Raw genomic sequence first — 26,585 nt, forward strand, 5'->3', positions numbered from 1 at the left:
GGGACGCGGCAGATTCCCGCCGTGAGTCGTCAGGATATGGTCCGTGGAACGCCGCATTGTCTCTTCTCCTAGGTGGTTGCCGCCGGCTCAGGTCCGGCGGACGAATTTCTGGATCTGGTGGTCGCCGTGCTCCTCGGGGATCCAGCCGGGACGGATCGCGAAACTGTAAGGCACTTCGGCAACATAGACGTCGCCATGGCTGTCGACCGCAATGCCGTGCGGTGCGATGAAATTGCCCGGGGCGTGGCGGTGTTCGGACGAACCGCCCCAGCGATCCAGGACCTTGCCCTCGGGGCTGAGCAACGTGACGCGGCCGGGATGGTCCTGATGCATTTCGCCGAGGACGAAGCTCTTCTTGCCCTTGGGCCGCCACAGCTCGGCGACATAGATGATGCCGTTGCCGTCGATGGCGATATCGCACGGGCGTTGAACGTCGGTCCATTGCTCGAGATAGTCGCCGGCAGCGCTGAACACCTGAATACGGTCATTCTCGCGATCGCAGACCAATACGCGCCCCGCGGCGTCGCAGCCGATACCGTGCGGGAGGTGGAATTCGCCGGGACCGGTACCGATCTCCCCCCATGACTGGATCAGGTCGCCGGCAGCGCTGAAGCGATGGACGCGGCAATTGCCATAGCCGTCGGCGACATAGAGCTCGCCGCTTGGCGCCACCGCGAGGTTGCAGCAGCGATTGAACGGCCCTCCGGGATAGGCGATGCATTCGCAGGCATGGACGTCGTAGGGGGGCTTGGGATCGTAGCCCGTGTCCGATGCCTGGCCGGGCACGCCGAGGGTCATGATCGGCTCGCCATCGAGGCTGAAGACGCGAATGCTGTGATCGCCATTGTCGACGCAATAGACCCGGTCGTCGGGGCCGATCGTCAGGCCGTGCGCCATGGTGAAGACATCGTCGCCCCAGCTGCGGACGAAGCTGCCGTCGCGCTCATAGACCAGAACGCGGTGCGGAAAGCGCACGAACAGATAGACGCGATCCCGCGAATCGACGGCTACCCCTGTGACGTCGCGATGCGAGACGCCCGCCGGCAGGCGCTCCCAATCCGCCGCCACGTCGAACGTAGGCACTATCTCGGTCGCCGCACCAGGCATTTCGCTCCCCGACGGATTATCAAAAAACCAGCCTAGACGTCCGCTCGTCCCTAAGCCAAGCTGACATATATCGTTGCTTGGACATTTGTACATAGCGAACGACATATGATAACGCCAATTGGCGAACGGGATAGGTGGCCAACCCATCACCGCACCGGGAGGGATTTGCATGACGGACACTGGCGCTCGGCCGATCGACGTGGACACGTTCCTGGACGGGCTCAAATTCAACCGCTTTCATCTGATCGTCCTGATCCTGTGCACGGCCCTGGCTGCGATCGACGGCTATGAATTGTATGTCGTCGGCTGGGTGCTCCCGGCGCTCGCCAAGGACTTCGGCGTGGCGACGACGGCGATCACGTCGGCACTGGTCGCTCAACAGGTCGGCATGCTCGCCGGCGCGTTCGTCATTCCCCCGCTGGCCGACCGAATCGGACGGCCGCGCGTGCTGCTGTTCTGCTATCTCGGCATGATGCTCAGCGCGCTGGCGATCCTCACCACCAAGTCGCTGCTGCCGTTCACGGCCTGCCGCTTTGCCGCCGGCTTTTGCGGCACCGCGATGATCCCGATCCTGGTCACGCTCGCCGCCGAGACCGCACCCAAGCGGCTGCGCGCGACGGTCAGCACGATCACGGTCAGCGGCACGATGATCGGCGCGATGCTGGGCTCGCTGATGCAAGCCTTCGTCCTGGCGCCGTTCGGGTGGCGCGGCGCATTCTGGATTGCCGTGGTGCTGCCCGCGATCATGCTTCCCCTGATCTATTTCTTCCTTCCCGAATCGCTGCGGTCGCTGGTCGCACGCAACCCGCACGATCCCGCCATTTCCGCGCTGACCAAGCGGATGCGGCCGTCGGTCTCCGGCGATGCCGACGTCCTGTTTGCCGTAGTGCCCAAGCAGGATCGCCCCCCTCTTGCGATCCTGCTCTCCGACATTTTCGGCCGCGGCCACTTGCTGCGGACATTCCTGATGTGGGGAATCGCGATCTCCAGCTTCGTGTTCATCACCGCGGGCGTGTGGAAGACGACGATCTTCAAGGACGTGATCGGATTGTCGCTTCAGCAGGTGGCGCTGATCAACGGCATCAACACCGCCGCCGGCTTCATCGGCATGCTCACGATCGGCTTCTTCATCGACCGACTGGGCTTCAAGCGCGTGATGACCGGCGCCTTCCTGCTCGCGGGGTTGAGCGCGACGATGGTCGGCTTGCTCGCTCCAGGCGCCGGCATGTACGTCGCGGTCGCCTTCATGGGGATGTGCCAGCACGGTGGTCAGGCCAGCATTCCCGCGCTTGCCGCTGCCCTCTACCCCACACGCAGCCGCGCCACCGGTGTCGGCTGGACCTATGGCGCCGCCCGCGTCGTATCGATCTGGGCGCCGTTATTCGGCACGTTCGTGCTGAGCGAAGGCTTCGGACCGATCGGCATCTTCGCGATGCTCGGCGTGCCGCTGATATGCGGGGGGCTCTTCACGTTCTGGCTGATGAGCCTGAAGGGCGCGCCGCAGGTGATCAAGGTCGGGCATGGACGCGGCTGACGCGCCCGTGCCGGCAATCGATACCCATGCCCATATCTTTACCCGGGCAATGCCGTTCGCGGCGAACGCGCATTCGCGGCCGGACTATGACTATCCGGTCGAGGCCTGGCTGGCCGATCTCGACGCCCATGGCATCGGCCGCGGGGTAATCGCGGCGGCGAGCCTGTTCGATGACGGCAACGCCTATACGCTCGCGGCGCTGGCGGCGCATTCCCGGCTGCGCGCGACAGTGCTCGCCGGACCGGAGACCAGCGCAGAGCAGTTGCGCGCATGGGCCGAGCGAGGCGTGGTCGGGGTGCGGCTGACCTGGCGGCGGCTCGCCGACCTTCCCAACCTGGCGGAGGAGCCGTGGTGCGGGTTTTTGGGGCGGATCGCCCAATGCGGGTTGCATGTCGAATTGCTCGCCGGCAGCGCGCAATTGCCGGCGCTGCTGCCGCACTTCGCGGACGTACCGTTGGTGGTCGATCATTTTGGCGTCCCCTCGCGCGACGAGAGCGAACGCCGCAGCGGCACCGACGCGCTGCTCCACGCGGTTGCCGGCAGCCGGACATGGGTCAAGATTTCGGCGGGCTTCCGCCTGCCCCCTGCGATTGCCGCCGAATGCGCCACGCGCTTGCTCGCCGAAGCAGGACCCGAGCGCCTGCTATGGGGCAGCGACGCGCCGTTCGTGAACCACGAAGCCGGCACCACCTATGCCGACACGCTGGCCTTGTATCATCGCCTTGTTCCCGACGCGGCGACCCGCCGGGCAATAGACGCAACCGCACTCGACCTTTATTTCAACATACGGAGCCACAGCCCATGAATCGCCGCGAGCGCGCCATCGCCACTGCCGAACTCGAAATGGGGCTCGCCGATTTCTGGCACGACGTGGACAATAATTGGGGCCGCCAGGCGAGCGACTATTATGCCCCGGAGGCGGTCTATCGCTCGGGCGGGCTCAAGCTCGAGGGGCGCGAGGCGATCCAGGGCTTCTACAGCTGGCGCGAAGGCCGCGGCGCGCGCATGTCGATCCATGCCTTCACCAATTTCCGCGCCGAATTCGACGAGCAGGGCGGCGCCACCGCGACGTGGTTCATGCTGCTATGGGCCGCCGATGGCGAGGCGCCGCTCGAAAGCCGCGTGCCCACCCGAATCAGCCAGGCGACCGAGACGTTCCGCTGGGACGAAAGCGAGGGACGCTGGCTGTGCACGTTGCGCGAACTCAAGAATCTGTTCCGCGGCGGCGATCAGCTCAATTTCAGCTAAGCCGCCGCATCACGCGGTGAGCGACGTCACGATTGCGATCACGAACGACTCGCTGCGGTCGCCGCCGGTTCGGAGGATTTCGGCGCCAGGAGCCAGCACTTCGTTGCGGATCGCGAGCTTGTCCTGGGTCGGCACATCGCCGGCATGTGCGCCGTAATCGAGCCGCCCGTCGCCCATCAGCGTGAACGGAAACAGCGTTCCAGGCCGTTTGAAATCGCCGATGCGGCCGAACGCGGGAAACGGGCCGACCGCCGCGCCGTCGGCGTCGATCGCCAGGTCGAGCACGATCTGCCGGTCGGTGGCATCCTCGACACCCGACGGAAACAGGGTCACCCGCACGATATCACCCACTGAAAAACCTTTCTGAACGTGATGTAAAAAGAGCGCCCCGGCATGGGGCGCCCTTTCGTTCGTCGGCGTCGGATCAGAAGCGCGCGCGCGCTCCGAGCATGAAGGAGCGACCGACCTTGTCGTAATATTGGCCGTTCACCGGGCCGTTGAGGATCGTGTACGGGACGGGCGGCGGATCCTTGTCGAACAGGTTGTTGACCGCCCAGAAGAATTCGAACTTCTTGTCCTCTCCGGCGAAGAGCTTTCCGAACAGGTTGAAATAGGTAACCGCCGGCACCCTGTTGTTATTGATCGTGTTGGTCGGCAGCGTGTTGTACGTCACGTCCTGGACGCCCTTGCTGATGAAGATCGTCTGCAGCGTCAGTTCCCACGCATTGGTGCCCAGGGTCGTGGACAGATTGCCCCGGAAGTGCGGAATCGCGCCGAGATTGGCCCAGCCATTCTCGCCGGCACGATCGATCGGCGCGGCGCCGGTGCCCGAATCGACCAACGCGTGGAGGACATAGGTCCCGCTCGCGGCGATGCTCCCGTGGCCGCCCGAGCCCAGAAAGTCGAGACGCGTGCCGTAGTTCAGGGTCACGTCGATACCCTTCTGGGCGAAGGCGCCGACATTGAGCGAGCCCGCGTTCAGCGCGGTATGGATCCGATCGTTCGGATTGGCGGTAGAGAGATCGGGCCCATAGGTGAACAGGTTGCAGAAATACGCTTCGCCCGCGCTGCACAGCGACGCGATGTTGGCCGTCGACAGGTTGGTGATCGCGTCTTCGATCTTGATATTGTAATAGTCGACCGAGATGCCGAGACCGCTCAGCGCGCCGCGACCGCGATAGGCCGCGCCGACCGTGAAGGTCTTCGAGAATTCAGGGCCGACCTTGGGATTGCCCATACTGGTGTTCTGCGGGATCACGGGGCTCTTGGTGACGCCGTCGACGACCATCGTCACCGCGTTGGTGACGTTGCTGCCCGGGCTATACAATTCGTTGATCGCGGGCGCCCGGATGTCGCGTGAACGGGCAATGCGGATGTTCAGCCCATCGACCGGTTCCCACACCGCGCCCGCCTTCCACGCGGTCTGGCCGCCGACGGTGCTGTAATCGGCGTAACGGAACGCGCCGTTGACGCCCAGATTGTGGAGGAACGGCAAATCCTTGGCGAGCGGAACCGTCGCCTCGATATAACCTTCCTTGACGTTGAAGGCGCCCTTATAGGGAACCGCATTGCCGGCGGTGAGGAAGCCGTTGCTGGCGCCCACCGCGTCGGCGGTCAGCTTCTCGGTTTCGCGGCGATATTCGCCGCCGAACGCCACGGAGACCGGACCCGCCCAGGTCGAGAAGGGCTCGCCGACGATGTTGGCGGCAGTGGTGAACTGATCGTACTTCACCTTGGCGAGGCCTTCGCCCCAGATATAATTGCGCGCGGCGGCGGTGGTATTGCCTTCGCCGAACAGGTTGAGCGGCTGGCAACCGGCAGCGGCAGCGACGCCATCCCGGACGCCGCGGCAGACGATGTTGCCGGAACCGTCGCGGACCGCGTCGATCGCGAAGTTCAGCTTGGCGGTGACCGGATTGTTGAAGGTCGCCGAGGAATAATAATTGATCCCATAGGATGCATGCGCATCCCATTTCCACGACCCGCCGAGCCGCCCTTGGAAGCCGATTGTGCCGTGTGGGGTCTCATTGGTGATTTCGTAGCGGTTGATGCCGATATCGATGCCGATCCGACTGATGTTGAAGCTTTGCGTCGTCGCCGGCAGCAATGCCATCACCTGCGCCGGAATGAAGGCGTTGTCTCGACGGATCGCCTGGCTGGACAGGCGGATCGGAACACCATCGAGGATGCCGACGGAACGCGAATAGCCCCCTTCGATATAGCCGGTCAGCGAGTCCGAAAAATCATAATAGAGGCTGCCATAGGCGGTCTCGCGCTCGACCTTGGGAACCAGCGCCGTGCCGGTGATGATCGAGGTGCCTTCGCCGCCGATCATTGTCGAGCCGCCGAAGATCGAGCCCTTCTGGAATGGACGGATCGTGCCGTCCGGATTGAACGTCATGTTGGTCAGCCCCGGAATGGAACTGATGATGACGCTGCCAGCGCCGAGATTATTGTGGACGTGCTTGGCAAGGATGAAGGCCGGTTGGCCGAAGCCAGCGGTGCCGGGGGTGGTCCGCTGGCCATTGCTGACGATCATGTACTCGTCGCGGCCCCAGTCGCGATTGTAGATGTCGCCGACGCCGTCATTCGTCGAATAATCGCCGCTGAGGACGATATGGCCCCGATCGCCGTTGAAGCTGGTGCCGCCGATAAAACCGATGCGCCGGGTGCCATAGTCGCCATATTGCGAAACACCCGCCTGTGCGGTGACTTCGAGGCCCTGATATTTCTTCTTCATGACGATGTTGACGACGCCGGAGACGGCGTCCGAACCGTACAGCGCCGAGGCACCGCCGGTGACGACATCGACGCGCTCGATCATCAGCGTCGGGAACAGGTTGAGATCGGTAGTGGTCGGCACGCCGAGGTTGCTCGCCGGCGCGAATGGCACCACGCGCGACTGGTTGACCAGCACCAGCGTGCGCTGGCCGCCCAGCGCGCGCAGATCGGCAGTGGCCGCGGCGGGGCTCGAGGTGTTGGTGGCGTTGGCGCCGGGCGAGCGTGTCGCCTTGAACGCCGGGTTCTGGTTGAGCACCTCCATGACGGTGGTGGCGCCCTGTTTTTCGATCACGTCGGCACCCAGCACCTGGGTTGGCGTCGGCGCCTGGAGGCCATTGGTGGCGGTGCGCGACGCCGTGACGACGATCTCGCCTTCCTGCGGCTCGGCCTGGCCATCGACGGCCGCCGGCGCCGGTTCGGCCTGGGCGGTGCTGGCCGGCGTTGCGCTGGTCTGCGCGAACGCGGCACCGCCGGCGAATGTGGCGGTGGTGAGTGCGGTGGTGGCCATCATGCAGTGCAGCCATGATGCGGGACCACGATTCATAAAAAGCGCCATATCAGCCTCCCCTCTCCGGGCAATTGCGAGGCCGGCTTTGGCACCGTTGCTCCCGCTGCATCGCAAGATGCTTGCTTGTTGTTCCCAATCCGCACCGGGGTCACACCCGAAGCGTTCGATGGGTCCGCAATCCATTCCGGATTAACGAACGACAGTTGTTTATGGCACATAAGGCAGGCTGACAACCTAAAATCGCAGCCTGGCTTATGTTTGGATCATCTCCTTGCGAATCATCGCGCTATCGGCCCCATCGCCAGCGCGTCATTGTAGACACTGGTGTCGATAAGCTGCGACAGCGCGTCGCGCGATCGCGGGGCGCGCTTGTCCTGCGTGGCCAGCCATTGCTCTTGCGCCACCAGCTCATCGAGCAGATCGGCAGGCAGCGCCGCCGGAAAGGAGAGCGTCGGCCACGCACCCGCTACTTCCTCCGCACCAAAGCCTGCGGTCGCCGCGACCAGTGCCTGAGCCGGGGCCGGATCGCGACGAATCCGCGCGCTCGCGGCGATCACCGCTCGGACGAATTCAGTGATTCGCCGGCGCTTGGCGGGATCGGCGAGATTAGCCGCGGTGGTATTGAGGTTGAACAATTCGCGATAGATGCCATCGCCAGGGAAGATGACGATATCGTCGCCGAGCTCGCGCGCGGCATTGCCACCATGCGGCTCCCAGATCGCCACCGCATCGACCTCGCGCCGTTCGAGCGCCGGACCGATGCCCTCGAGCGGCGATATGCGCACGGGAGTGATATCGGCGAAGCTCAGCCCCTCCTGGGCGAGCATTCGCGCGAGGAAATAGCCGGCCGAGGTGGTCGCCAGCGTCGCGATCTTTTTGCCCTTGAGATCGGCGATCCGCCCGATCCCGGCCGAGCGACGCGCGATGATGCGGTAGCGCCCTTCGGTAACGGTAAGAATGATGCGAATGTCGGGATGCGCGATCGAATAGCGCAATGCCTGGGTCTCCGCATGCGTGGCGATATCGGCAGGCCGGCTCGCGTCGAACAGATTGGGGATGCCGCCATTGCTGACCGTCGCGCCCGCCGGATACAGATTGCGTGCCGCCAGCAATACCGGCGCGATCTCGATCGTGGCGGTGCTGCCCGACACTGCAATCGGCGCGATCGCCGCGGCGGACTTCACGCCGGCATGCGGTGCGCATCCCGCCAGTGCGACCAGCATCGTCGTCACGTGAATTGGTCGCTGCCAATCAATCATCAACCTCTCCTTGCCCGCCGACTATTATAAGCCAGGGTGATTATTGAAAGAGCCGAAGCTTTGCGCGAGCCCGTTGTCACAGCATATTGCCGGCGCCTGTTCGAGATCTTCGTGGAAGAGACGAGTGGCATGCGCGGATGTAAAAGTGCCCCGCCAGCTCGTGCCGAGCGGCGAGCGATACCATCGCGGCGGCTCGTCTCGACGGTTACGAGCCCCACCGCTTTGCATCGATGACTTAACCGCGGCCGAGCCGGCCGCTAAATCATTGTGTCGGGCATCCAGCCCTGGCGGAGACGGAGGAAGCTCAGATTGTCTTCTAGTAGGTTGATTTCATGTATAAATATATCGACAGATCAGGTGTTACCCCACATTTTTCCCACCACTTGGGCAAACTTCGCGAGGATTTAACAAAATCCAATGATTTCAGTACGCTAGTTACTTACCAGTTCCAATTCCCAAGCTTACGACGAGGGCTCGATTCCCTTCACCCGCTCCAGCCCGGAACCGCAGAAATCCTGATTAGCGCTGCACTAAAGCTGCCGATTCGGCCGATCGCCTGAAAGTTGGGGATCGCACCGGAAGCATTGCGCGCCACCTCCTCTGGAATTAATCAGACAAAAAGAAGGAGAGGCGCAGGTGCTCGATACCCCCGTTACTCGTCGCCGATTTGCCCGATGGCTGGCGGCGTCGCCGGTTGCACTGGGATGGGCCGGACGGGCGGCGGCAGAGTGGAACAACGTCGCAACTCCGCCGGTGTTCGCAAAAATCGCGCCTGCCCCGATCAAGCCGGTCCCGACGATCGCTGAGCTGCTCGCGCCGAGCGAAGTGGTTTTGCTCGACAGTCCGTATGCGCAGGCGCAGGCGGCGAACATCGCCTATCTGAAGCGGCTCGACCCGGAACGGTTGCTCCACGTGTTCCGCCTCAATGCGGGGTTACCCAGCAGCGCGCGCCCGCTCGGCGGCTGGGAGGATCCGACCTGCGAATTGCGCGGTCATTTCGTCGGTCATTACCTGTCCGGTTGCGCGCTTGCGTATGCGGCGACGGGCGACGCCGAGCTCAAGCAACGTAGCGATCGTATCGTTGCCGGCCTCGCGGAGTGTCAGTGCAAGATCGACAAGAAAGGCTATCTCAGCGCCTTTCCGACGTCCTATTTCGACCGGCTCGCGGTCGGCGCCGACGTGTGGGTCCCATTCTACACTTTTCACAAGATCATGGCGGGCTTGCTCGACATGCATGAGCTTGCCGGCAACAGCCAGGCGCTCGCGATGGTCACCGAAATGGCCCGCTGGACCGATGCCTGGACCGCGGCGCGCGCCGAGCAGGACATGCAAAAGATACTCGAGGTCGAGTTCGGCGGCATGAACGACGCGCTGTACCGGCTTGCCGCCATCACCGGCGACGCGCAGTGGATCGCGGTGGGCGACCGCTTTACCAAGAAGCGGGTGTTCGAGGCGCTGGCGGGCAGCAAGGATGCCTTGCGCGGGCTGCACATGAACACGCACGTGCCTCAGGTGATCGGGGCGGATCGCCGCTTCGCGCTGACCGGCGACCGTCGCTTTGGCGACGTATCCGACTTTTTCTGGGATACCGTCACTGGCGTGCGCACCTATGCCACCGGCGGCAGCAGCAACAACGAACATTGGTGCACCGAGCCCCACCACCTCGCGGCCGAGTGGGAGAATGGCCAAAATCATCAGGAAAGCTGCTGCTCGTACAACATGCTCAAGCTCGGCACCCAGCGCTTCCTGCGCCAGCCGAGCGCTGCGATCGCCGATTATTACGAGCGGATCCTGATCAACCAGCGGCTGAGCACGATCCAGCCCGACACGGGGCTCACCGCCTACTTTCTCTCGCTCACTCCCGGCGCGTGGAAAACCTGGGGCACGGAGGAGACGACCTTCTGGTGCTGCAATGGTTCGGGGCTCGAGGACTTCGCGACCCTCAATCGGATGATCTATGCCCGTGACGCGCAGGGCATCTGGGTCAATCTGTTCATCCCTTCGCGCGCGACCGGACCTGACGGCGTGCGGCTGCGCCAGGAGACCAGCTTCCCCCACACAGCCTCCAGCACGATGCATGTCGAGGCCACGAGCGGGCGGCCATGGATATTGCGCCTGCGCATCCCGGGCTGGACGAGCGAAGCGGCGCGCGTGACGGTGAACGGCCGCCCGGTCGGCGCGATGACGGCACCCGGTAATTATCTCTCGATCGCCCGCACGTGGCGCGCCGGCGACAAGGTCACGCTCGACCTGCCGATGACCACCCGCTGGGAGGCGTTTGAGGATCGGCCGAACGTCGCCGCTTTGGTCCATGGGCCAGTGGTGCTGGCACAGCAATTGCCGCTTGGCGACATTCCGGCCGCGCGCATGCACGATCAAGGCCCGGCCATGGACAAGGCGCCGCCGCCCGTAGCCGCCCAGCGCCTGCCCGCCGACCTGCCCGCCAGAGTGCGGCCGGTCGCCGGCAAGCCGCTACACTTTGTCGCCGATCTCGGCGCCCGAACGGTCGAACTGCGCCCGCTGACCGACAGTAACGAGCGGTTCGCTGCGTATTCAGAAGTCGTTTAGCCGCGCCGGTGACTGGGCGGAGTCGGGAAGGCGGAGCGCCGAGTTGCATCCGACAGGCATACGCCCACATTTCTGACCGACCTCACTGCCGATAACGGGCCGGCCGAGCCGTTGATGGCGTCGAATGAACGGATAACCGCTTTCCGTTTGCCCTCGAAGGCTATCCAATGGCTGCCATGCCTCAGGCGACCGTCGATTTTGTCCGCTTCCCCGCCCTCTGCAGGTTCACAGAGGGCGCTCGGGAGGTGCGGCGCGTTGCCGCGATGTGCAGCGCATCGATCATCGGAGGCGCAACCGACCGAGGTGGACCCGATCGTGTTGAGACGGAGATGCGCGACAATCGGAGTCCCGAGAGGAGCCGCCTGTGGCAGCACATGAAGCAAGCTCGACTTCGGACTCCACAACTGGCGCGCTTACGCGACGGAGGACAGATGATCCACTCTCCAATATCCCTCGGTAAAAACCTGGTTCAGTCCGCATTTGCGCGTTACGGGTACAGGGTCGTGAGGACCGATCCTGGCGCGCGATATCGGCCGACACCAGCCGATGCGCGCAACGCTGCGAACTTGCTCCAGGAAATCCTTCCGGTGGTGCAGCCCAATGCGCTGACCGGGGAATGGCCGACGCCGGCATTCCTCGAGCATTATTTCGACGCAAGCCGTCTAGCGATGGCCCGCCTTCTGCTCGATCGATGCGACGCCGAAGACGTCGACATTGCCGGTAAGCGCGTATTGGACATCGGGTGCCATGCGGGGGCCTTGCTGCATCTCATGCGGGCGAGATATCCGGAGTCCGCCCTCTTCGGATGCGACGTCAGCGATGTGAAGCTGGCGATGGCCAACCGGGCCTGCCCCGATGCCGAATTGTTCTTCAGCGCGCTTTCGGACCTTCCGACGTCATCCCGCTACGACGTGGTTTTCCTGATGGAAGTGCTTGAACATACGGTGGATCCTGAAGCGGTGGTCAGGCGCTTGCTCGAGATCGTGTCGGCCAGCGGCACGCTCATATTGACCGTTCCCGATGGGCGGGAGGACCACCTTCCCGCCAAGGAATATCACTCGGAGTTCGACTCCTATGCGGGCCATATCAACTTCTGGAGTCCCGAAAGCTGGCGCTATTTCCTCGCCCGGATCGCTTCTGAAAGGACCCTCCGCACGGGCCAATTGCCGACTGGGCACTTATTTGCTGCGCTGAGCATTTGAAGGCGAACCACGGCTATGTCGCCACCTCTATTGCGGCGACGGACTCGGGCTCGCGCGTCGAAAGCCACCCTTGGGTTGCGGAACGCCGCTGACGGTGAAGGTGCCGCCCGGCACCAACGTGATCACATATTCGCCTTGGTCGTCGCAGGTTACCAGCCATACCGGCTGACCTTCGTTACGTGGCTTTTCGGCGATCGAGACGATCTTCTTGCATGTGTAATCGGCGTCGTAGATCGCGCGGAACAGCGTGACACGCTGCTGTACGGGATTGAGCGCGCGGAACTTGACCTCGACCGGATCGGGCGTTGCCGGGGCGGCCGGCGCCGTGGCATTGCCGCCGGCACTTCCACTGCCACAGCCGGCAAGCAAGATTGCGGGCACCAGCATCATCGCACCGACCTTCATCGCTCGTCTCCTTCTGCTATCGTGACAACGCGTTGGGCGGCCGTCGCGTGCCACCCGTCTATCGCAAGCGTGCCGCCGGCATAAGCGACGTCCTCGGTAACCTCGACGGCGCACCAGGACGGCACGATGATTGCTACTAGCGCGGCGTCGTCGTCAGCGGATATCTCTGCCAACATCAGTCCGGCCAGCGTGCCCTCGAAAACGTCAATCGCGAACCCGCCGCCGACATCATGCCGCCGTTTGACCAAAACGGCCGCCGGCAGCGCCGCCAGCGCGCCATATTCAGTCGCGTCGAGATAGATGTTGGTCATCGGCCGCGACGACAGGCCCGCGCCGGGATATTTCTTGCCGAGCTTGTATACCACCGACCCATCGGGCGCGGTCACGCGGCGCAACCGCAAGCCGGCGCCAGGCAGATAGCGATCCTCGGTCAGCCGCCCCGCCGACGCATCGAGCGCGGGCGCCAGCGCCGGGTCGACGAGGAAGCGCCGTTCGCGTTCGACGACGCTATATTTCGGGATGTGGTGCGCGGTCAGATGCCGCCCGCGACGACCTCTCGGCCCGCCGCCTCCAGCCGCGCCGTCAGGTCGGCGATGGTAGTGTCGACCAATGCCTGATCGGGGCTCCGCACCACGAAGTTTGCGCCGACGCGGCCGTCGCGAAAGAACGGATAACTGCCGATCGCGACGCCTTCATGCGCCTTTTCGGCCTCGCGCAAAATGTCGGCGACCTCGCTCTCGGGCACCCAGCACCCGATCGAGCGGCTGACCACCGGACGCCCGCCTTCGAGCTTGCCGGTCAGCCCGTCGAGCATGCCCGCGGTGATGTGCGGCACGCCTGCCATAACGAACAGATTGCCGATGCGGATGCCCGGCGCGCCCGACATCCGGTTCTCGATCAGGTCGGCGCCCTCGGGCACGCGCGCCATCCGCTTGCGCGCCTCGGTCAGGCCACCGCGGCTTTGGTAATAGCGCTCGAGCGTGGCGACGGCCTTGGGGTGATACGTGACGCCCACACCCAGTGCCTCGGCGATCGCATCGACGGTGATGTCGTCATGCGTCGGCCCGATCCCGCCAGTGGTGAACAGATAATCGTTGCGCGCGCGCAGCTGGTTGACCGCCTCGACGATCGCTGCGGTCACGTCGCCGACGACGCGGACTTCGGCCAGCCGGATGCCCTGAACATTGAGCCAGGCGGCGATCTGGGCGACATTCTTGTCCTGGGTGCGCCCCGACAGGATCTCGTCGCCAATCACGACGAGCGCCGCGGTCCAGATCCTCTCATTCGCTTGGCCAGTCATGGGGTCAGCGATAGCCTCGCAAAATCGGCGCGTCATCGTTATATCGTTCGCCATGACCGAATATGTGACTGTCACCAGCGACATGAATCTCGCGCGCAACGGCGCGATCAAGCTGTATGGCCGCGACGCGTTCGACGGCATGCATCGCGCCGGGCGCCTTGCCGCAGAGACGCTCGATATGCTGGTCCCGCACGTCGTGCCGGGCGTGACCACTGCCGAGCTCGACGATTTGATCCGCAATTTCATGGTCGCCGGCGGCGCCGCCCCGGCGACCCTGGGCTATCGCGGCTATACGCATTCGAGCTGCATCTCGATCAACCATGTCGTCTGCCATGGCATCCCGTCGGATCGCCAGCTCAAGGACGGCGACATCGTCAATATCGACGTAACTCCGTTGCTCGACGGCTGGCACGGCGACACCAGCCGGATGTATCTGGTCGGCGACAATGTGCCGATCAGGGCGAAGCGGCTGGTCGACGTGACCTATGAATGCCTGATGCTTGGGATCGAGCAGGCCAGACCAGGCAATACGATGGGCGACGTCGCGCACGCCATCCAGACTCATGCCGAACGCCACCGCTTCGGCGTGGTGCGCGATTTCTGCGGGCATGGCGTCGGCAAGCTGTTCCACGACGCGCCCGAGGTCGTCCATGTCGGCCGCCCCGGCACCGGCCCCGAGCTCAAGCCGGGGATGATCTTCACGATCGAGCCGATGATCAACATCGGCAAACCCGATGTGAAGCTGCTCGACGATGGCTGGACCGCGGTGACCCGCGACCGCTCGCTGTCGGCGCAGTTCGAACATTCGATCGGCATCACCGAAGATGGCTGCGAGATCTTCACTGCCAGCCCCAAGGGCTTCGACCAGCCTCCGTATTGACTGCGCGCAAGGCTGGAAATCGGCAGGCTCCCACCCCAACCGTCATGCCGGGCTTGTCCCGGCATCCACTGCGCAGGTTAGCGCAGTAGCGGGAGCTTCTCTTCCCGGATTTGCCGCCCGGTGGCGTTCGAGCGAGATCGTGTCCCCCAGACACGATCTTGGCTTGCCGGGGGCAAGCCAAAGCTCGAACGGGCACAAGGCCGGGGTGACGAGAAGTAGGATTTCAACGGCAGGTTAACTCGAACCGATCCTTAAGCGTCAGTGCCCCGCCTCCGCCTTCCCCGCGTCGATCGCTTTCTGGCTGCGCACGAACGGATAGGCGAGCTGCCTCCAATAACCCCGCGGCATCTTCTCGGGGATGCCGTAGCCTTGCGGCCAGCGACCCGCCGGCAAGTGGAACGTGCCGAACAATTTGTCCCAGAGCGGAAAGTGGATCGCGAAATTGACGTCGACCGCTTCGGCCTCGAGGCCGTGGTGCCAATGGTGGAAGCGCGGCGTCACCATGAAATGGCCGAAGCGGTCGAAATCGCCCTTCAGATTGGCGTGGACCAGTCCCGAATAAATGTACACCAAGGCGACATAGGCCTGCATCACCGAAGGCAGGAAGCCGAAGGTCAGCAGCGGCAACGAGGTCACGCTGCGCAGCAGGATGATCTCGACGAAATGCATGCGCGCGCCGGCCAGCCAGTCCATCGCTTTGGCCGAATGGTGGACCGCGTGGAATCCCCACAGGAACGGCACGCGGTGGAACGCGCGATGGAACCAATATTGGACGAAGTCGGTCAGCAGCATCGCCTCGACGAACTGCAAAACCCAGGGTTGGCCGCCGATCGCCGCACGAATGCCGGCAAGCGACACGGTGTTGGCGTTGATGATGCTCGACGGCGCCAATGCGAGATAGGTGAAGACCTGCACGAGCATCGAGCTCAGCAGATAATAGAATAGATCCTCGCGCCATTCGGTGCGGAACAGGCGCTGGTCCCTATTGTGCGGCCAGAATCGCTCGATCGGCGCGAACATCAGCCCCGCGGCGATCAGGTTCACCACGAAGAAGTCGACCCCGAAGAATATGCCCCAATCGTGCGTCTCGCGCGGGGATACGTTGGCGCCGCCGAGCAGCGCTGCGGCAATGCCGATCGCCAGCGCGGTAAAGCCGATCGCCTTCTTCGTACGCAGCATCAGGCTGAGTAACGCCAGCGCGTAGCTCGAAATCAGGACGGAATGGACGACCGGGCGGAACCACAAAGTTTTCTCGACCGTCTGGAGCTCGGGCGTCGCGAACCAGCCCGGCCAGCGCAACGCAACAACGAGGCCGAAGCCGGCGATCGCCAGGACAAGCGCAAAGAAGCCCGAATACCAGCCGCTGCCGAACTTGCGGATCGCAACGGGCGCTTCTAGCTCGTCGCGCAAATGGTCGAGTGGATTGGCCATCGGTGTCCCCTATCCCGATACGGTTAAGCACCCTCTACCACGCAGCCCCCCGCCGCGCTATCGACTGCCAGCGACTCTTCGAAGAAAGAGTATGGTGGAGGGGAACGACATGCGGAGCTGGATCGTGTTGCTGGGAGCGGCCGTGCTGGCCGGATGCGGATCGTCGAGCGACAATTCGCCGGCGCCGTCGGGCGCGGTGGGCGCCGCGAAGATCGACTCCGCCTATCTGACCAGCGGCGGCTCCGGCGCCGACTGGGCGATGACCGGGTTCAATTACAACGAGCAGCGCTATAGCCCGCTGACCCAGATCAACGCCGGCAATGTCGGATCGCTCGGCCTGTCCTGGTATGCCGATTTGCCCGACGCGCGCGGTCAGGAATCCACGCCAGTGGTGATCGACGGCACGATCTACGTCACCGGGCCATGGTCGAAGCTGTTCGCGTACGACGCCCTCTCCGGCAAGAAATTGTGGGACTACGATCCCGGCGTCGACAAGACCAAGGGCGTCCAGGCGTGCTGCGACGTCGTCAATCGCGGCGTCGCGGCGTGGAAAGGCAAGCTCTATCTCGGCACGCTCGACGGCCGGCTGATCGCGATCGACGCGCCGACCGGTAAGCCGCTGTGGAGCGTCCAGACCACCGACAATTCCAAACCCTATACGATCACCGGCGTGCCGCGCGTGGTGAAGGGCATGGTGATCATCGGCAATGGCGGCGCCGAATTCGGCGTGCGCGGCTATGTCACCGCCTATGACGCCGATACCGGCGCCAAGCGCTGGCGCTTCTACACAGTGCCCAACCCCACGCTCGCCGCCGATAGCGAGGCGTCCGACGCGGTCCTGTCCAAAGCGGCAAACGCGACCTGGTCGGCGAACGGCCAGTGGAAGCAATCGGGCGGCGGCGGCACGGTGTGGGATTCGATCATCTACGATCCCGAGCTCGACCAGCTCTATCTCGGCGTCGGCAACGGATCCCCCTGGAATCACGGACTGCGATCGGAAGGTCAGGGCGACAATCTGTTCCTGTCGTCGATCGTCGCCCTCAAGCCCGATACCGGCGAATATCTGTGGCATTATCAGGAGACGCCGGCGGAGAGCTGGGACTTCACCGCGACCCAGCCGATCATCCTTGCCGACCTCAATATGAACGGCCAGAAGCGCAAGGTACTGATGCAGGCGCCGAAGAACGGGTTCTTCTTCGTCGTCGACCGGACCAACGGCAAGCTGATCAACGCGGGGAAGTTCATCAAGTCGGTCAATTGGGCCGACAGCTACGACCTCAAGACCGGGCGGCCCAACGAGAATCCCGACGCGCGTTTCTACAAGACCGGCAAGCCGTTCCTCGCGGTGCCGTCGGCGCTCGCCGCGCACAATTGGCAGCCGATGAGCTTCAACCCCAAGACGGGCCTCGTCTATGTGCCCGCGCAGGAGCAGGTCGGGCTTGCTTACATTCCGCCCGATGCCGCCGGCGGCACGCGCGAGCCGATCGGCTTCAACGTCGGCACCAATATGTCGGCGGGGATGTACCCGCGCGATGCCAAGACCATCGGCGCGATCACTGCCGGCGCGACCGGCGCGCTGGTGGCGTGGGATCCCGTCGCCAACAAGGAGCGCTGGCGAGTCGATTATCCGACCCCGTGGAACGGCGGCACGATGACCACCGCGGGCAATCTGGTGTTCCAGGGCACTGCGCTCGGCGAGTTCCGCGCTTATGCGGCGGATAGCGGCAAGCAGCTCTGGGCCTATCCGACGCAATCGGGGATCATGGCGGGCGCGGCGACCTTCACCGTCAAGGGGCAGCAATATGTCGCGGTGCTGACCGGGCGTGGCGGCGCCCTGCCCTTGTCTATCGGCTATGCGATCGGTGCGGCGAAGAACGTGCCCAGTCTCCCGCGCTTGCTGGTATTCAAGCTGGGCGGGACGGCGCAATTGCCGACGCGGGTCGCGCTCCCCGCCGGTCCGTTCAGCCCGCCACCATCGACCGCGCGACCCGACCAGATCGCCGCCGGGTTGCAATTGTTCGGCCGCTATTGCCAGGTCTGCCATGGGGCCAGCGCAGGTGGCGGCGGCGTGCTGCCCGATCTGCAACGCTCGGGCGCGCTGGCCAATGCCGATGCGTGGAAGTCGATCCTGATCGACGGCGCGCTGGCGAAGAACGGCATGGTCAGCTTCGCCAAGGTGATGAGCCCGGAACAGGCGCAATTGATCCGGCTCTATGTGATCGACGAGGCGAACTGGGCGAAGAAGAATTTGCCGCAGGGAGCGGCGGGGAAGCCTTAGAGCCCCTTCAGTGTTCCCGCGAAAGCGGGAACCCAGGGCCAAAAGCGACGTCGCCTGCGACCCTGGGCTCCTGCGTGCGCAGGAGCACTATTTTGGCGGACAAAGCTCGCGCATCGCCTCAGCCGTTTGGGCGTCAGCCGGCAGGAACGTTTCCAACGCAAGGTCGTCGAGCGTCAGGTCGATCGGCGATCCGAACACGGTCCGCGCGCTGTAGAAGGACAGGATGCGATCGCCGCGCTGGAAGCGGAACGGCACCGCGACCCCGGCAAAATTGCGCGGGGGGACATCCGACGCGGGACCTTTTGGATAAAGCTCCATCTCTTCGCGCAACGCGATTAGCGTCGTGTCGCCGCTCTGCGCGATCTCGCGATCGAGCGCCCGCAACAGGAAGCCCCGCCATTCGGCGAGATTGACGATATTCTTCGACACGCCATCGGGGTGGAGCGTCAGCCGCAGCACGTTGACTGGCGGTTCAAGCAAGGCCGGATCGACGCCCTCGATCAACGGTGCCAGCGCGCGATTGGCCGAGATCATCGTCATGTGACGATCGACGATCAGCGCGGGGAAAGGCTCGTGCGCGGTCAGCACCGTTTCGAGCGCCGCGCGTACCGCGTCGAGCGCCGGATCGGTGAGGTCGCGTTCGGGGAAAGCCGGTGCGAACCCCGCCGCCAGTAGCAGCGTATTCTGGTCCCGGCGCGGCACGTCGAGTTGCTCGGACAAGCGCAACAACAGTTCGCGGCTGGGACGCGCGCGGCCAGTCTCGACGAAGCTCAGGTGGCGCGGCGAGACATCGGCATCGAGCGCGAGGTCGAGCTGGCTCACCCGCCGGCGCGCGCGCCAGTCGCGCAGCATTGCCCCCACCTCACCCGACATCTGCACCATAAGCTATCCTTTCAGCGACCATACTAGCCGCCGTGCGACGACGCGCCATTACCTGTCAGGTAATTGGTTCGGCTGCGGCAATCCGCATCATGGCGGCACTAACCCCAAGGAGAACAGCCATGTACGCGATCACCGACCTTGCTCCCCGCCAGGCCCTCCGCCCGAGCCGCGGCCTTATCCCCACCCCCGATGGCGAGCAGCTTTACTATGAGGATATTGGCGACGGCCCGACCCTGTTGTTTGTCCACGGCTGGGCGATGAACACCGAATTCTGGGAGCGCCAGACCGCCGACCTGGCCCGTCAGGGACATCGCTGCATCGCCTATGACCAGCGCGGGTGCGGCCGGTCATCGCCGGCGAGCGCCGGCCATGACCTGGACGGCCTGGCCGACGATCTCGCCACGGTGATCGAGCGTCTCGGGCTCGAACGGGTCACGTTGGTCGCGCATTCGATGGCCGCTTGCCAGGTCGCACGCTATCTCTCGCGCCATGGCGCCGCACGGGTGGCCGGGGCGATCCTGGTCGCAGGCACCGCGCCGGGTCTGTTTCCCGATCCGGCCAGCCGCACCGAGCCGCTCGCCGCGCAGGTCACCATGATGATGGCCGACCGCCCCGCCTATGTCGCAGCGATGGCCGAACCGTTCTTCGCGCCCGAACAGGTGTCGCCGCATCTGGTCGCCTGGGGCACCGGGCTGGTGCTCCGCGCGACCTTGCACGCGGCGATCGAGCACACGCGCACCAACATCAACGCCGACGTCCGCACCGACATGGCGGCGTTCACTTGCCCCACGTTGATCGTCCATGGCAGCGCCGACCAGAGCTGCCCGCTGGAGAAGAGCGCCGAGCTGGCGCACGCGATGATCCCGGGCAGCCAGCTGCTGGTGTATGATGGCGCCTCGCATGCTTTGCCGCTGACGCGAAGCGACCGGCTGTCGGCGGATATCGCCGCGTTCGTCCGCGGCTAAGAGATCGCCCCCGCGCGCTTGAGCGCTTCCTGCAATGCGAGCATCGACGGCACTGCTACGTCGGGGACGATCCCGGTCCCTTCCCAATCCTTGCCGGTCGCCGGATCGATCGTCCGGCCGACCGGCAGGAATACCGTCAGCCCGCCGCCGATCGGTTCGAATCCGCCGAAATGATTGGCGCCCGCGGTCGTCTCGCCGATCAGCGTCGCGCGACTGGTATGCTTGAAAGCCAAGGCGAGGTGCTCGGCGGCGGAAGCGGTCCGAGCCGAGGTCAGGTAGAAGACCTTGGCGCCGAACAACCGCGTCTCGTCGGTCTTGGGCACGACATAATGTTCGGTGCGGACAATCCCGGGCGCCGCACCTTTCGCCGGGCGCATGAAAGCATCCTCGGCGAAGGGATTGCCGCGCGCCTTGGCGATCGACTCGACCATTTCCATCTGCACCAGCACCGCCGGCTTGGCGAAGAGATAGGGCAGGATCGCGTTCATCTGCACGACCCCGCCACCGCCATTGTAGCGGCAATCCACGATCACCGCCTTGGCCGAGGCGTGCTCGCGCATGAAGCGGTCGCACAGCGTCGCGGTGTCGGGATCGTCGGGAAATTCGGTGAAGCGGATATAGGCGACGTCTTTCGCTATCCAACCGGCATCCTCGATCGGCGCGCGGCGGGGCGGCCGCGGTCCCGCCGGCACGCGAGGTGGCGCGCCGGGAGGCTTGGGGTTGGCCCGGTCCGCCGGTCGCGGCTGCGGCCGATCATTGGGACCGAGCATCGCCGCGGGCAGAACGCGCAGATGGCGGTCGGGCGACACCGCCAACAAATCGGCGGTCAGTCGCTGGCCGAGCTCGGCTGGGTCGGCGATGTCCTTATAGGCACCGGCCGCGGCCTTTTGCCGCAACATCGCGGCGTAGCGCTTGCCGATATCGGGGAGGACATATCCGGTCTCGAGCAGCTGCGCGAGCGCGAGCGCGGGATCGCTGGCGGCCGCGGCCGGCCCGTCCAAAGCGATGGCGCTGCCGCCGCCGATCGTGACGACTGCGGCTGCCGATAGTCCCAGGAATATGCGCCGATCCATTCCCTCAATCCTTTCGACTACACTTGTAAGCGTAAGCGCTTATACATTTTGCCAGGCGAGTGTAAAGTGACTAGGGAATGGGTATGACCACGCATACCGCCGCCAGTTTCGGCACCGCGCTTCGGCGGCTGATCGATCATCTCGACGGCGCGCTGGAACAGGCATATCGCGAGGACGGGATCAATTTCCGCCCGCGCTACACGCCGGTAGTCCGCGCGCTGGTCGCCGACGGACCCCAAGGCATTCGCGCGCTCGCCGACCGGCTCGGCGTGTCGCATTCGGCGGTCAGCCAGACGGTGTCGCAAATGGCCGCCGCCGGGCTGGTCGCGGTGACGCGTGGCGAGGAGGATGCGCGCCAGCGGATCGTCGCCCTCACCCGCGCGGGCACTGCGCTGCTCCCCCGGCTGGAGGATCATTGGCATGCCGCGCGCGCCGCCACCGCGGCACTCGATACCGAAACCGGCGGCGTGCTGGTGGAAGTGATCAACCGCGCCAATGCCGCGCTGGAGGCCAGGCCGTTCGCCGATCGACTGGCGTCGGCGCGCAGCGGCCGTGCCGCGCCAACGGGCAGTCGAAACAGGGCTGCCTAATTTCGAGGCATTTGCTAGAACCGATACCGGCTCTCGCTCGGCCATGCCCTCGCGCGCGAGTTCTGGCACGCTTCATGTAAGGCTGGAGTGCAATCAACCCATAGGGCGAGAGACGGGGGACAATTCCGCGTGAAGAAGATCGAAGCGATCATCAAGCCGTTCAAGCTGGACGAGGTGAAGGAGGCGTTGCACGAAGTCGGTGTCAGCGGCATCACCGTGACCGAGGCCAAGGGCTTTGGCCGCCAGAAGGGGCATACCGAACTCTATCGCGGCGCCGAATATGTCGTCGACTTCCTGCCCAAGGTGAAGCTCGAAGTGGTGGTCGAGGATGCGATGGCCGAGCGCGTGGTCGAGGCGATCGCGCAGGCCGCGCAGACCGGCCGTATCGGCGACGGCAAGATCTTCGTCATGCCGGTCGAGACGGTGCTCCGCATCCGCACCGGCGAGCGCGATGAGGCTGCAATCTAGGCGGCGACCTGAAGAAAGATGGCCGACGCCCAACTTGAGCAACTACTACATTTGACGCGCTGCAGCATAATGTGACAGCAGGGCTTACGCACAAGCAACATGATTCTCCGGTTCGCCGGATTCACGACTGAAAGAGAAAGGGTCTGGGGTTATGGCGACGACAGCCAGTGACGTTCTGAAGAAGATCAAGGACGAGGAGATCGAGTGGGTCGACCTCCGCTTCACCGACCCCAAGGGCAAGTGGCAGCATTTGACCATGGTCTCTACGGTGGTCGGTGAGGACGAGCTGACCGACGGCTTCATGTTCGACGGATCGTCGATCGAAGGCTGGAAGGCGATCAACGAGTCGGACATGATCCTGAAGCCCGATCTCGACGCCATCTATGTCGATCCGTTCTCGGCGACGCCGATGTTGATCCTGGTCTGCGACATCGTCGAACCGTCGACCGGCGAGCTCTATGCCCGCGATCCGCGCTCGACCGCCAAGCGCGCCGAAGCCTATCTCAAGACCACGGGCATCGGCGACACCGTCTATGTCGGCCCCGAGGCCGAGTTCTTCATGTTCGACAACGTGCAGTTCGAAACGAGCTACGCGACGTCCTATTACAAGATCGACGATATCGAGCTGCCGACCAATACCGGCCGCGAATATGAAGGCGGCAACCTCGGCCACCGTCCGCGCGCCAAGGGCGGTTACTTCCCCGTCGCGCCGGTCGACTCCGCGGTCGATATCCGTGGCGAAATGGTCTCGACCATGCTCGAAATGGGCCTGCCCTGCGATAAGCACCACCACGAAGTGGCCGCGTCGCAGCACGAGCTCGGGCTCACCTTCGGCACGCTGACCACCACTGCCGATCGCATGCAGATCTACAAATATGTCGTTCACCAGGTCGCCCATGCCTATGGCAAGTCGGCGACCTTCATGCCCAAGCCGATCAAGGAAGATAACGGCTCGGGCATGCACACCCATTTGTCGATCTGGAACGGCAAGGAGCCGCTGTTCGCCGGTAACGGCTACGCCGGCCTGTCCGACATGTGCCTGTACTTCATCGGCGGCATCATCAAGCACGCCAAGGCGCTGAACGCGTTCACCAACCCGACCACCAACAGCTACAAGCGGCTGGTGCCGGGTTACGAAGCGCCGGTGCTGCTCGCCTATTCGTCGCGCAACCGCTCGGCGTCGTGCCGCATCCCGTACGGCACGGGCGCCAAGGCCAAGCGCGTCGAGGTCCGTTTCCCCGACGCGATGGCCAATCCGTACCTCGCTTATGCGGCATTGTTCATGGCCGGCCTCGACGGCATCCAGAACAAGCTCCACCCGGGCGAAGCGATGGACAAGAACCTGTACGACCTGCCCCCGGCCGAGCTGGCCGAAGTGCCGACCGTGTGCGGGTCGCTGCGCGAGGCGCTCGACAGCCTGGAAGCCGATATGGACTTCCTGCTCAAGGGCGACGTGTTCTCGAAGGATCAGATCGAGGCCTATATCGACATCAAGCGCGCCGACGTCGCGCGGTTCGAAATGACCCCGAGCCCGGTCGAATTCGATATGTACTACAGCGCGTAAAGCGCGGCCACGACCGCGCTGGTGCGAGCGAAGCTCGCATAGGCGCTGTCGGCCGGCCTCGCTCGCGAGGACCGACGACGCGGCTTCGCCGCGGCGAGACCACGAAAAAAGGGGCGTCCGGAGCAATCCGGGCGCCCTTTTTTTATTGGACGGACCGATGTTCAGCGGTCGCCATTCGAGGGTCGGTCGCTTCTTCACCCCGGGGGTTTTGAATATCCCCCGATCGTCACCCCGGCCTTGTGCCGGGGTCCACCGGGCCGCGAGCGCGAGACAAGAGGCTCAAGGCTTAGGTTCAGTTGCCCGGTGGATGCCGGGACAAGCCCGGCATGACGAATTGGCGCTGTTGAATGCCGATCAACGGCAATGATGACCTCTCGCGCTATCGCGGTGGCCGGGCCCCTCAGAACGTCCCACTGATCGTCAGCGTAAAGATCGGCCCGACCCTCTGGTGCTGGCGCTCCAGAAACGCCAGCGGCGCGACGTTGCGGCGGCCGGAATAGACGTCGCGCCAATAGCGGACATGGCCGTCATTGAGGTTGAACACCTCGAAATTGATCTTCGTCCCGCGCACATTCTTGAACTCGACAAAGGCGCTGACATAAGGGCCTTCCCATTGCTGGTTGACCTCGTCGAGATAATAAACCGGGCTGTAATGATCGAAGGACAGGCCGCCGCCCCAGGCGAATTGGGTGCCGGGCACGTCGTGCCGCAAGGTCAGCTGGGCCCAGCGATCATGCGTATTGCTGATCACCCGCGGCGCTCCCGTCAGTGGGTCGCGGACGCGGGCACGTTCGATGCCGATATCGGCATCGAGCTTCGCGCCCTTCCAGCCTACGGAATCGAATTGGATCGTGCTGATGCTCTCGATGCCGGTGCGCGTCGCGCGAGGTAGGTTCCCCACCGCATCGCCGTCGATCCCGACCGGGATATGATCGACGATATCCTCGATCCGGTAATGATAGAGCTTCAACCGCGTCTTGCCCCAGCGACCGAACGTGCGCGCGACTTCCGCGGTCGCTTCCCAGCTTTGCGGCGGGACGAGATTGGGGTTGGCGTCGTTGCCGCGATCGTTGGTGACGTCCTGGTTGGCAAGGAAGTCCGAAAAGCTGATCTGGCCGACCCTGCGTTCGAACTTGAGGCTGGCGTCCCAGCCGCGCGCCGGGCGCCAAGCCAGCAATAGGCTCCCCTTTGGGCGAAAGAAACCCCGCTGCTTTTCGCCGCTGCCGCGTTCGCCGAGCTCCGAATATTCGGCACCGCCGGCCACCTGAAGATCGAGATTAGGCGATAGCGACCGGCTCAATGTGGCCAGCGCTTCGTAGCGTGTCTCCGCGACGATGCCGCTGCCTTGCGGATAGGGAATGGAGAGATAGCTGCCATCGGGCTGGAGATTGGCCAGCGTGCTGAGCTGTTTGTAGCGATTGTCGGCGCGCTCGACCGAGATCGTCCAGTCGTTCGGGCCGCCCTTCCAGTGATATTCGACCCGACCGATCGTCTCGCTGGTCTTGGCGTCCTGACCATAGAGCAGGCCGTCGCTCGGTGCGCCGCTGTCGTAGTCGGTGCGTTGATCGGTCAGCGCGGGAGCATGTTTGAAATGGCGCAGGCCGATGATCTTGAGCCGGCCACCGCCCAGCGGCACCGAGATGTCGCCATTCACGTCGTAGCGGAAGCCCCAAGTGTGATTGAGGCTGATCCACATGGCGTCGTTGCCGTCGGCGCGGATGCGGCGCTGATCGTTGGCGCCGCGCTGCCAATAGGGATCGTAGCTCAGGGTCAGATTGGCGAGGACCCCGCTCTTGCCACTATATTTGAGGATCGCGGACAGTTTGGCGTCGTCGGTGCTCGACCAATTCACCTGGTCGCGGCGCTCGAGCAACGTGCCGGTCGGCGACAGAATGCGATAGTCGTTGCCGCCCAGCGCGCCGCGTGACGGCTTGTTCTCCAACGACAAGGTATAATCCAGATCGCCGGCCGAGCCGTTATAGCTGATCGACCCTGCGAACCAGCGCGGCTCGGCATAATGCGCGCGTACTTGCGGGCTCCAGCTGAAATTACCGCTGCCCTTACGGTTGGTGTTGAGGATCACGTTCGCGACCTGGCCCGTCAGGCCGGCGATTCCGAATGACGCGGCTTCCCTGACCTCGATACGCACCACCTCGCCGGCCGATATCCGTTGCAATTGCGCCGCCGCGCCGCCCGATTTGTCGGTCACCCGCTGGCCATTGATCAGGACGTTCTCCGACGCCTGGCCCAGCCCGCGGGTATCGTCGGCGGCGCGGATGGTGAAGCCCGGTACCTGCGACAGCATGTCATAGGCGGTCTGGGGGGCGAAGCGCGCGAAGAAATCCGGCGTGAAGACATTGGCATCCTTGGCGGCTATATCGGCGCCGGTCGATGCGGAGGGCGTGTCCTGGCCGGCCAAGGCGGCGGTCGGGGCACACAGGCCGGTCGCCAGCGCCAGAAGCCCAACGGCGCGCTGCAAGTGAACGGGCATGATCTACTCCTTGTATCTCGATCGGGCGATGCGGCCTGGACGCGCGCCATC

22 protein-coding genes are annotated in these 26,585 nt (G+C 64.3%); 11 read left to right on the top strand and 11 right to left on the bottom strand.

The window, feature by feature from the left end; genetic code table 11:
- Positions 1–87: 87 nt before the first annotated feature.
- On the bottom strand, positions 88–1,083 hold the full coding sequence (locus tag SAS01S_RS09630; RefSeq protein ID WP_218016280.1) for a peptidyl-alpha-hydroxyglycine alpha-amidating lyase family protein: 996 nt from the start codon (positions 1,081–1,083) through the stop codon (positions 88–90).
- Between the two features lie 193 nt (positions 1,084–1,276).
- Here SAS01S_RS09630 and SAS01S_RS09635 point away from each other — a divergent pair, with 193 nt between their 5' ends.
- Genes SAS01S_RS09635 through SAS01S_RS09645 form a run of 3 tightly spaced genes read left to right on the top strand, consistent with a single transcriptional unit; the run spans position 1,277 to position 3,889 of the window.
- The gene (locus SAS01S_RS09635; RefSeq protein WP_066807473.1) at positions 1,277–2,641 is read left to right on the top strand and encodes an MFS transporter; all 1,365 of its coding nucleotides are present in this window, start codon (positions 1,277–1,279) and stop codon (positions 2,639–2,641) included.
- Positions 2,628–3,446, top strand: a complete 819-nt coding sequence (locus tag SAS01S_RS09640; protein ID WP_084238761.1) for an amidohydrolase family protein — start codon at positions 2,628–2,630, stop codon at positions 3,444–3,446. Before SAS01S_RS09635 ends, SAS01S_RS09640 begins: the two co-directional genes overlap by 14 nt.
- Positions 3,443–3,889, top strand: a complete 447-nt coding sequence (locus SAS01S_RS09645) for a hypothetical protein (protein ID WP_066807475.1) — start codon at positions 3,443–3,445, stop codon at positions 3,887–3,889. Before SAS01S_RS09640 ends, SAS01S_RS09645 begins: the two co-directional genes overlap by 4 nt.
- A gap of 9 nt (positions 3,890–3,898) precedes the next feature.
- Here the strand turns inward: SAS01S_RS09645 and SAS01S_RS09650 are convergent, their stop codons facing one another.
- The 3 genes from SAS01S_RS09650 to SAS01S_RS09660 all read right to left on the bottom strand — a co-directional run bounded on the left by SAS01S_RS09650 (position 3,899) and on the right by SAS01S_RS09660 (position 8,437).
- A complete protein-coding gene (locus SAS01S_RS09650) occupies positions 3,899–4,240 on the bottom strand; it encodes a hypothetical protein (protein WP_066807476.1) in 342 nt (113 codons plus the stop codon).
- Positions 4,241–4,313: 73 nt separating this feature from the next.
- On the bottom strand, positions 4,314–7,181 hold the full coding sequence (locus SAS01S_RS09655) for a TonB-dependent receptor plug domain-containing protein (protein ID WP_066807477.1): 2,868 nt from the start codon (positions 7,179–7,181) through the stop codon (positions 4,314–4,316).
- Between the two features lie 275 nt (positions 7,182–7,456).
- On the bottom strand, positions 7,457–8,437 hold the full coding sequence (locus tag SAS01S_RS09660) for an ABC transporter substrate-binding protein (RefSeq protein WP_245656829.1): 981 nt from the start codon (positions 8,435–8,437) through the stop codon (positions 7,457–7,459).
- Positions 8,438–9,073: 636 nt separating this feature from the next.
- On the opposite strand from SAS01S_RS09660, the gene SAS01S_RS09665 reads away from it, so the two are divergent.
- Complete coding sequence (locus SAS01S_RS09665) at positions 9,074–11,005, top strand: glycoside hydrolase family 127 protein (protein ID WP_084238763.1); 1,932 nt, start codon at positions 9,074–9,076, stop codon at positions 11,003–11,005.
- 503 nt (positions 11,006–11,508) lie between these two features.
- Positions 11,509–12,207, top strand: a complete 699-nt coding sequence (locus SAS01S_RS22780; protein ID WP_066807480.1) for a class I SAM-dependent methyltransferase — start codon at positions 11,509–11,511, stop codon at positions 12,205–12,207.
- Between the two features lie 27 nt (positions 12,208–12,234).
- Here the strand turns inward: SAS01S_RS22780 and SAS01S_RS09675 are convergent, their stop codons facing one another.
- From SAS01S_RS09675 to SAS01S_RS09685, 3 genes are all read right to left on the bottom strand, one after another.
- The gene (locus SAS01S_RS09675; protein ID WP_066807481.1) at positions 12,235–12,612 is read right to left on the bottom strand and encodes a hypothetical protein; all 378 of its coding nucleotides are present in this window, start codon (positions 12,610–12,612) and stop codon (positions 12,235–12,237) included.
- Positions 12,609–13,013, bottom strand: coding sequence for a CYTH domain-containing protein (locus SAS01S_RS09680; RefSeq protein WP_066807482.1), 405 nt, complete (start codon positions 13,011–13,013; stop codon positions 12,609–12,611). The genes SAS01S_RS09675 and SAS01S_RS09680 overlap by 4 nt, the downstream gene beginning before the upstream one ends.
- Positions 13,014–13,144: 131 nt before the next feature.
- Complete coding sequence (locus tag SAS01S_RS09685; protein ID WP_066807483.1) at positions 13,145–13,912, bottom strand: competence/damage-inducible protein A; 768 nt, start codon at positions 13,910–13,912, stop codon at positions 13,145–13,147.
- A gap of 52 nt (positions 13,913–13,964) precedes the next feature.
- Between SAS01S_RS09685 and map the strand changes: the two genes are divergently transcribed.
- On the top strand, positions 13,965–14,792 hold the full coding sequence (gene map, locus SAS01S_RS09690; protein ID WP_066807484.1) for a type I methionyl aminopeptidase: 828 nt from the start codon (positions 13,965–13,967) through the stop codon (positions 14,790–14,792).
- 258 nt (positions 14,793–15,050) lie between these two features.
- Here map and SAS01S_RS09695 read toward each other — a convergent pair whose 3' ends face one another.
- Positions 15,051–16,223: a sterol desaturase family protein gene (locus SAS01S_RS09695; protein ID WP_066807485.1), complete on the bottom strand. Its 1,173-nt coding sequence runs from the start codon at positions 16,221–16,223 to the stop codon at positions 15,051–15,053.
- 109 nt (positions 16,224–16,332) lie between these two features.
- Between SAS01S_RS09695 and SAS01S_RS09700 the strand changes: the two genes are divergently transcribed.
- On the top strand, positions 16,333–18,501 hold the full coding sequence (locus SAS01S_RS09700) for a PQQ-dependent dehydrogenase, methanol/ethanol family (protein WP_157082754.1): 2,169 nt from the start codon (positions 16,333–16,335) through the stop codon (positions 18,499–18,501).
- 87 nt (positions 18,502–18,588) lie between these two features.
- On the opposite strand, the gene SAS01S_RS09705 is transcribed toward SAS01S_RS09700, so the two are convergent.
- Entirely contained in the window at positions 18,589–19,383 is a 795-nt protein-coding gene (locus SAS01S_RS09705) for a helix-turn-helix domain-containing protein (protein ID WP_066807487.1), read from the bottom strand.
- Between the two features lie 119 nt (positions 19,384–19,502).
- Here SAS01S_RS09705 and SAS01S_RS09710 point away from each other — a divergent pair, with 119 nt between their 5' ends.
- Positions 19,503–20,348: an alpha/beta fold hydrolase gene (locus SAS01S_RS09710; protein ID WP_066807488.1), complete on the top strand. Its 846-nt coding sequence runs from the start codon at positions 19,503–19,505 to the stop codon at positions 20,346–20,348.
- Here the strand turns inward: SAS01S_RS09710 and SAS01S_RS09715 are convergent.
- Positions 20,345–21,421, bottom strand: coding sequence for a S41 family peptidase (locus tag SAS01S_RS09715; protein ID WP_066807489.1), 1,077 nt, complete (start codon positions 21,419–21,421; stop codon positions 20,345–20,347). The two genes, SAS01S_RS09710 and SAS01S_RS09715, sit on opposite strands and share 4 nt — an antisense overlap.
- 83 nt (positions 21,422–21,504) lie before the next feature.
- On the opposite strand from SAS01S_RS09715, the gene SAS01S_RS09720 reads away from it, so the two are divergent.
- The 3 genes from SAS01S_RS09720 to glnA all read left to right on the top strand — a co-directional run bounded on the left by SAS01S_RS09720 (position 21,505) and on the right by glnA (position 24,043).
- Positions 21,505–22,011, top strand: a complete 507-nt coding sequence (locus SAS01S_RS09720; protein ID WP_066807490.1) for a MarR family winged helix-turn-helix transcriptional regulator — start codon at positions 21,505–21,507, stop codon at positions 22,009–22,011.
- 129 nt (positions 22,012–22,140) lie between these two features.
- Positions 22,141–22,479, top strand: coding sequence for a P-II family nitrogen regulator (locus SAS01S_RS09725; protein WP_066807491.1), 339 nt, complete (start codon positions 22,141–22,143; stop codon positions 22,477–22,479).
- Between the two features lie 151 nt (positions 22,480–22,630).
- On the top strand, positions 22,631–24,043 hold the full coding sequence (gene glnA, locus SAS01S_RS09730) for a type I glutamate--ammonia ligase (RefSeq protein WP_066807492.1): 1,413 nt from the start codon (positions 22,631–22,633) through the stop codon (positions 24,041–24,043).
- Positions 24,044–24,443: 400 nt separating this feature from the next.
- Here glnA and SAS01S_RS09735 read toward each other — a convergent pair whose 3' ends face one another.
- Entirely contained in the window at positions 24,444–26,534 is a 2,091-nt protein-coding gene (locus SAS01S_RS09735) for a TonB-dependent receptor plug domain-containing protein (protein ID WP_066807493.1), read from the bottom strand.
- Between the last annotated feature and the right edge of the window lie 51 nt (positions 26,535–26,585).

Source organism: Sphingomonas asaccharolytica NBRC 15499 (assembly GCF_001598355.1).
GTDB classification, from domain to species: domain Bacteria; phylum Pseudomonadota; class Alphaproteobacteria; order Sphingomonadales; family Sphingomonadaceae; genus Sphingomonas; species Sphingomonas asaccharolytica.

What these genes read in the sequence shown, in the direction of transcription:
- SAS01S_RS09720 (WP_066807490.1), top strand. Translation starts at nt 21,505, where the DNA reads ATGACCACGCATACCGCCGCCAGTTTCGGCACCGCGCTTCGGCGGCTG.
- SAS01S_RS09655 (WP_066807477.1), bottom strand. Translation starts at nt 7,181, where the DNA reads ATGATGGCCACCACCGCACTCACCACCGCCACATTCGCCGGCGGTGCC.
- SAS01S_RS09660 (WP_245656829.1), bottom strand. Translation starts at nt 8,437, where the DNA reads ATGATTGATTGGCAGCGACCAATTCACGTGACGACGATGCTGGTCGCA.
- SAS01S_RS09675 (WP_066807481.1), bottom strand. Translation starts at nt 12,612, where the DNA reads ATGAAGGTCGGTGCGATGATGCTGGTGCCCGCAATCTTGCTTGCCGGC.
- SAS01S_RS09715 (WP_066807489.1), bottom strand. Translation starts at nt 21,421, where the DNA reads ATGGATCGGCGCATATTCCTGGGACTATCGGCAGCCGCAGTCGTCACG.
- SAS01S_RS09710 (WP_066807488.1), top strand. Translation starts at nt 19,503, where the DNA reads ATGTACGCGATCACCGACCTTGCTCCCCGCCAGGCCCTCCGCCCGAGC.
- SAS01S_RS09635 (WP_066807473.1), top strand. Translation starts at nt 1,277, where the DNA reads ATGACGGACACTGGCGCTCGGCCGATCGACGTGGACACGTTCCTGGAC.
- SAS01S_RS09645 (WP_066807475.1), top strand. Translation starts at nt 3,443, where the DNA reads ATGAATCGCCGCGAGCGCGCCATCGCCACTGCCGAACTCGAAATGGGG.
- SAS01S_RS09640 (WP_084238761.1), top strand. Translation starts at nt 2,628, where the DNA reads ATGGACGCGGCTGACGCGCCCGTGCCGGCAATCGATACCCATGCCCAT.
- SAS01S_RS09685 (WP_066807483.1), bottom strand. Translation starts at nt 13,912, where the DNA reads ATGACTGGCCAAGCGAATGAGAGGATCTGGACCGCGGCGCTCGTCGTG.
- SAS01S_RS09705 (WP_066807487.1), bottom strand. Translation starts at nt 19,383, where the DNA reads ATGGTGCAGATGTCGGGTGAGGTGGGGGCAATGCTGCGCGACTGGCGC.
- SAS01S_RS09695 (WP_066807485.1), bottom strand. Translation starts at nt 16,223, where the DNA reads ATGGCCAATCCACTCGACCATTTGCGCGACGAGCTAGAAGCGCCCGTT.
- map (WP_066807484.1), top strand. Translation starts at nt 13,965, where the DNA reads ATGACCGAATATGTGACTGTCACCAGCGACATGAATCTCGCGCGCAAC.
- glnA (WP_066807492.1), top strand. Translation starts at nt 22,631, where the DNA reads ATGGCGACGACAGCCAGTGACGTTCTGAAGAAGATCAAGGACGAGGAG.
- SAS01S_RS09700 (WP_157082754.1), top strand. Translation starts at nt 16,333, where the DNA reads ATGCGGAGCTGGATCGTGTTGCTGGGAGCGGCCGTGCTGGCCGGATGC.
- SAS01S_RS09735 (WP_066807493.1), bottom strand. Translation starts at nt 26,534, where the DNA reads ATGCCCGTTCACTTGCAGCGCGCCGTTGGGCTTCTGGCGCTGGCGACC.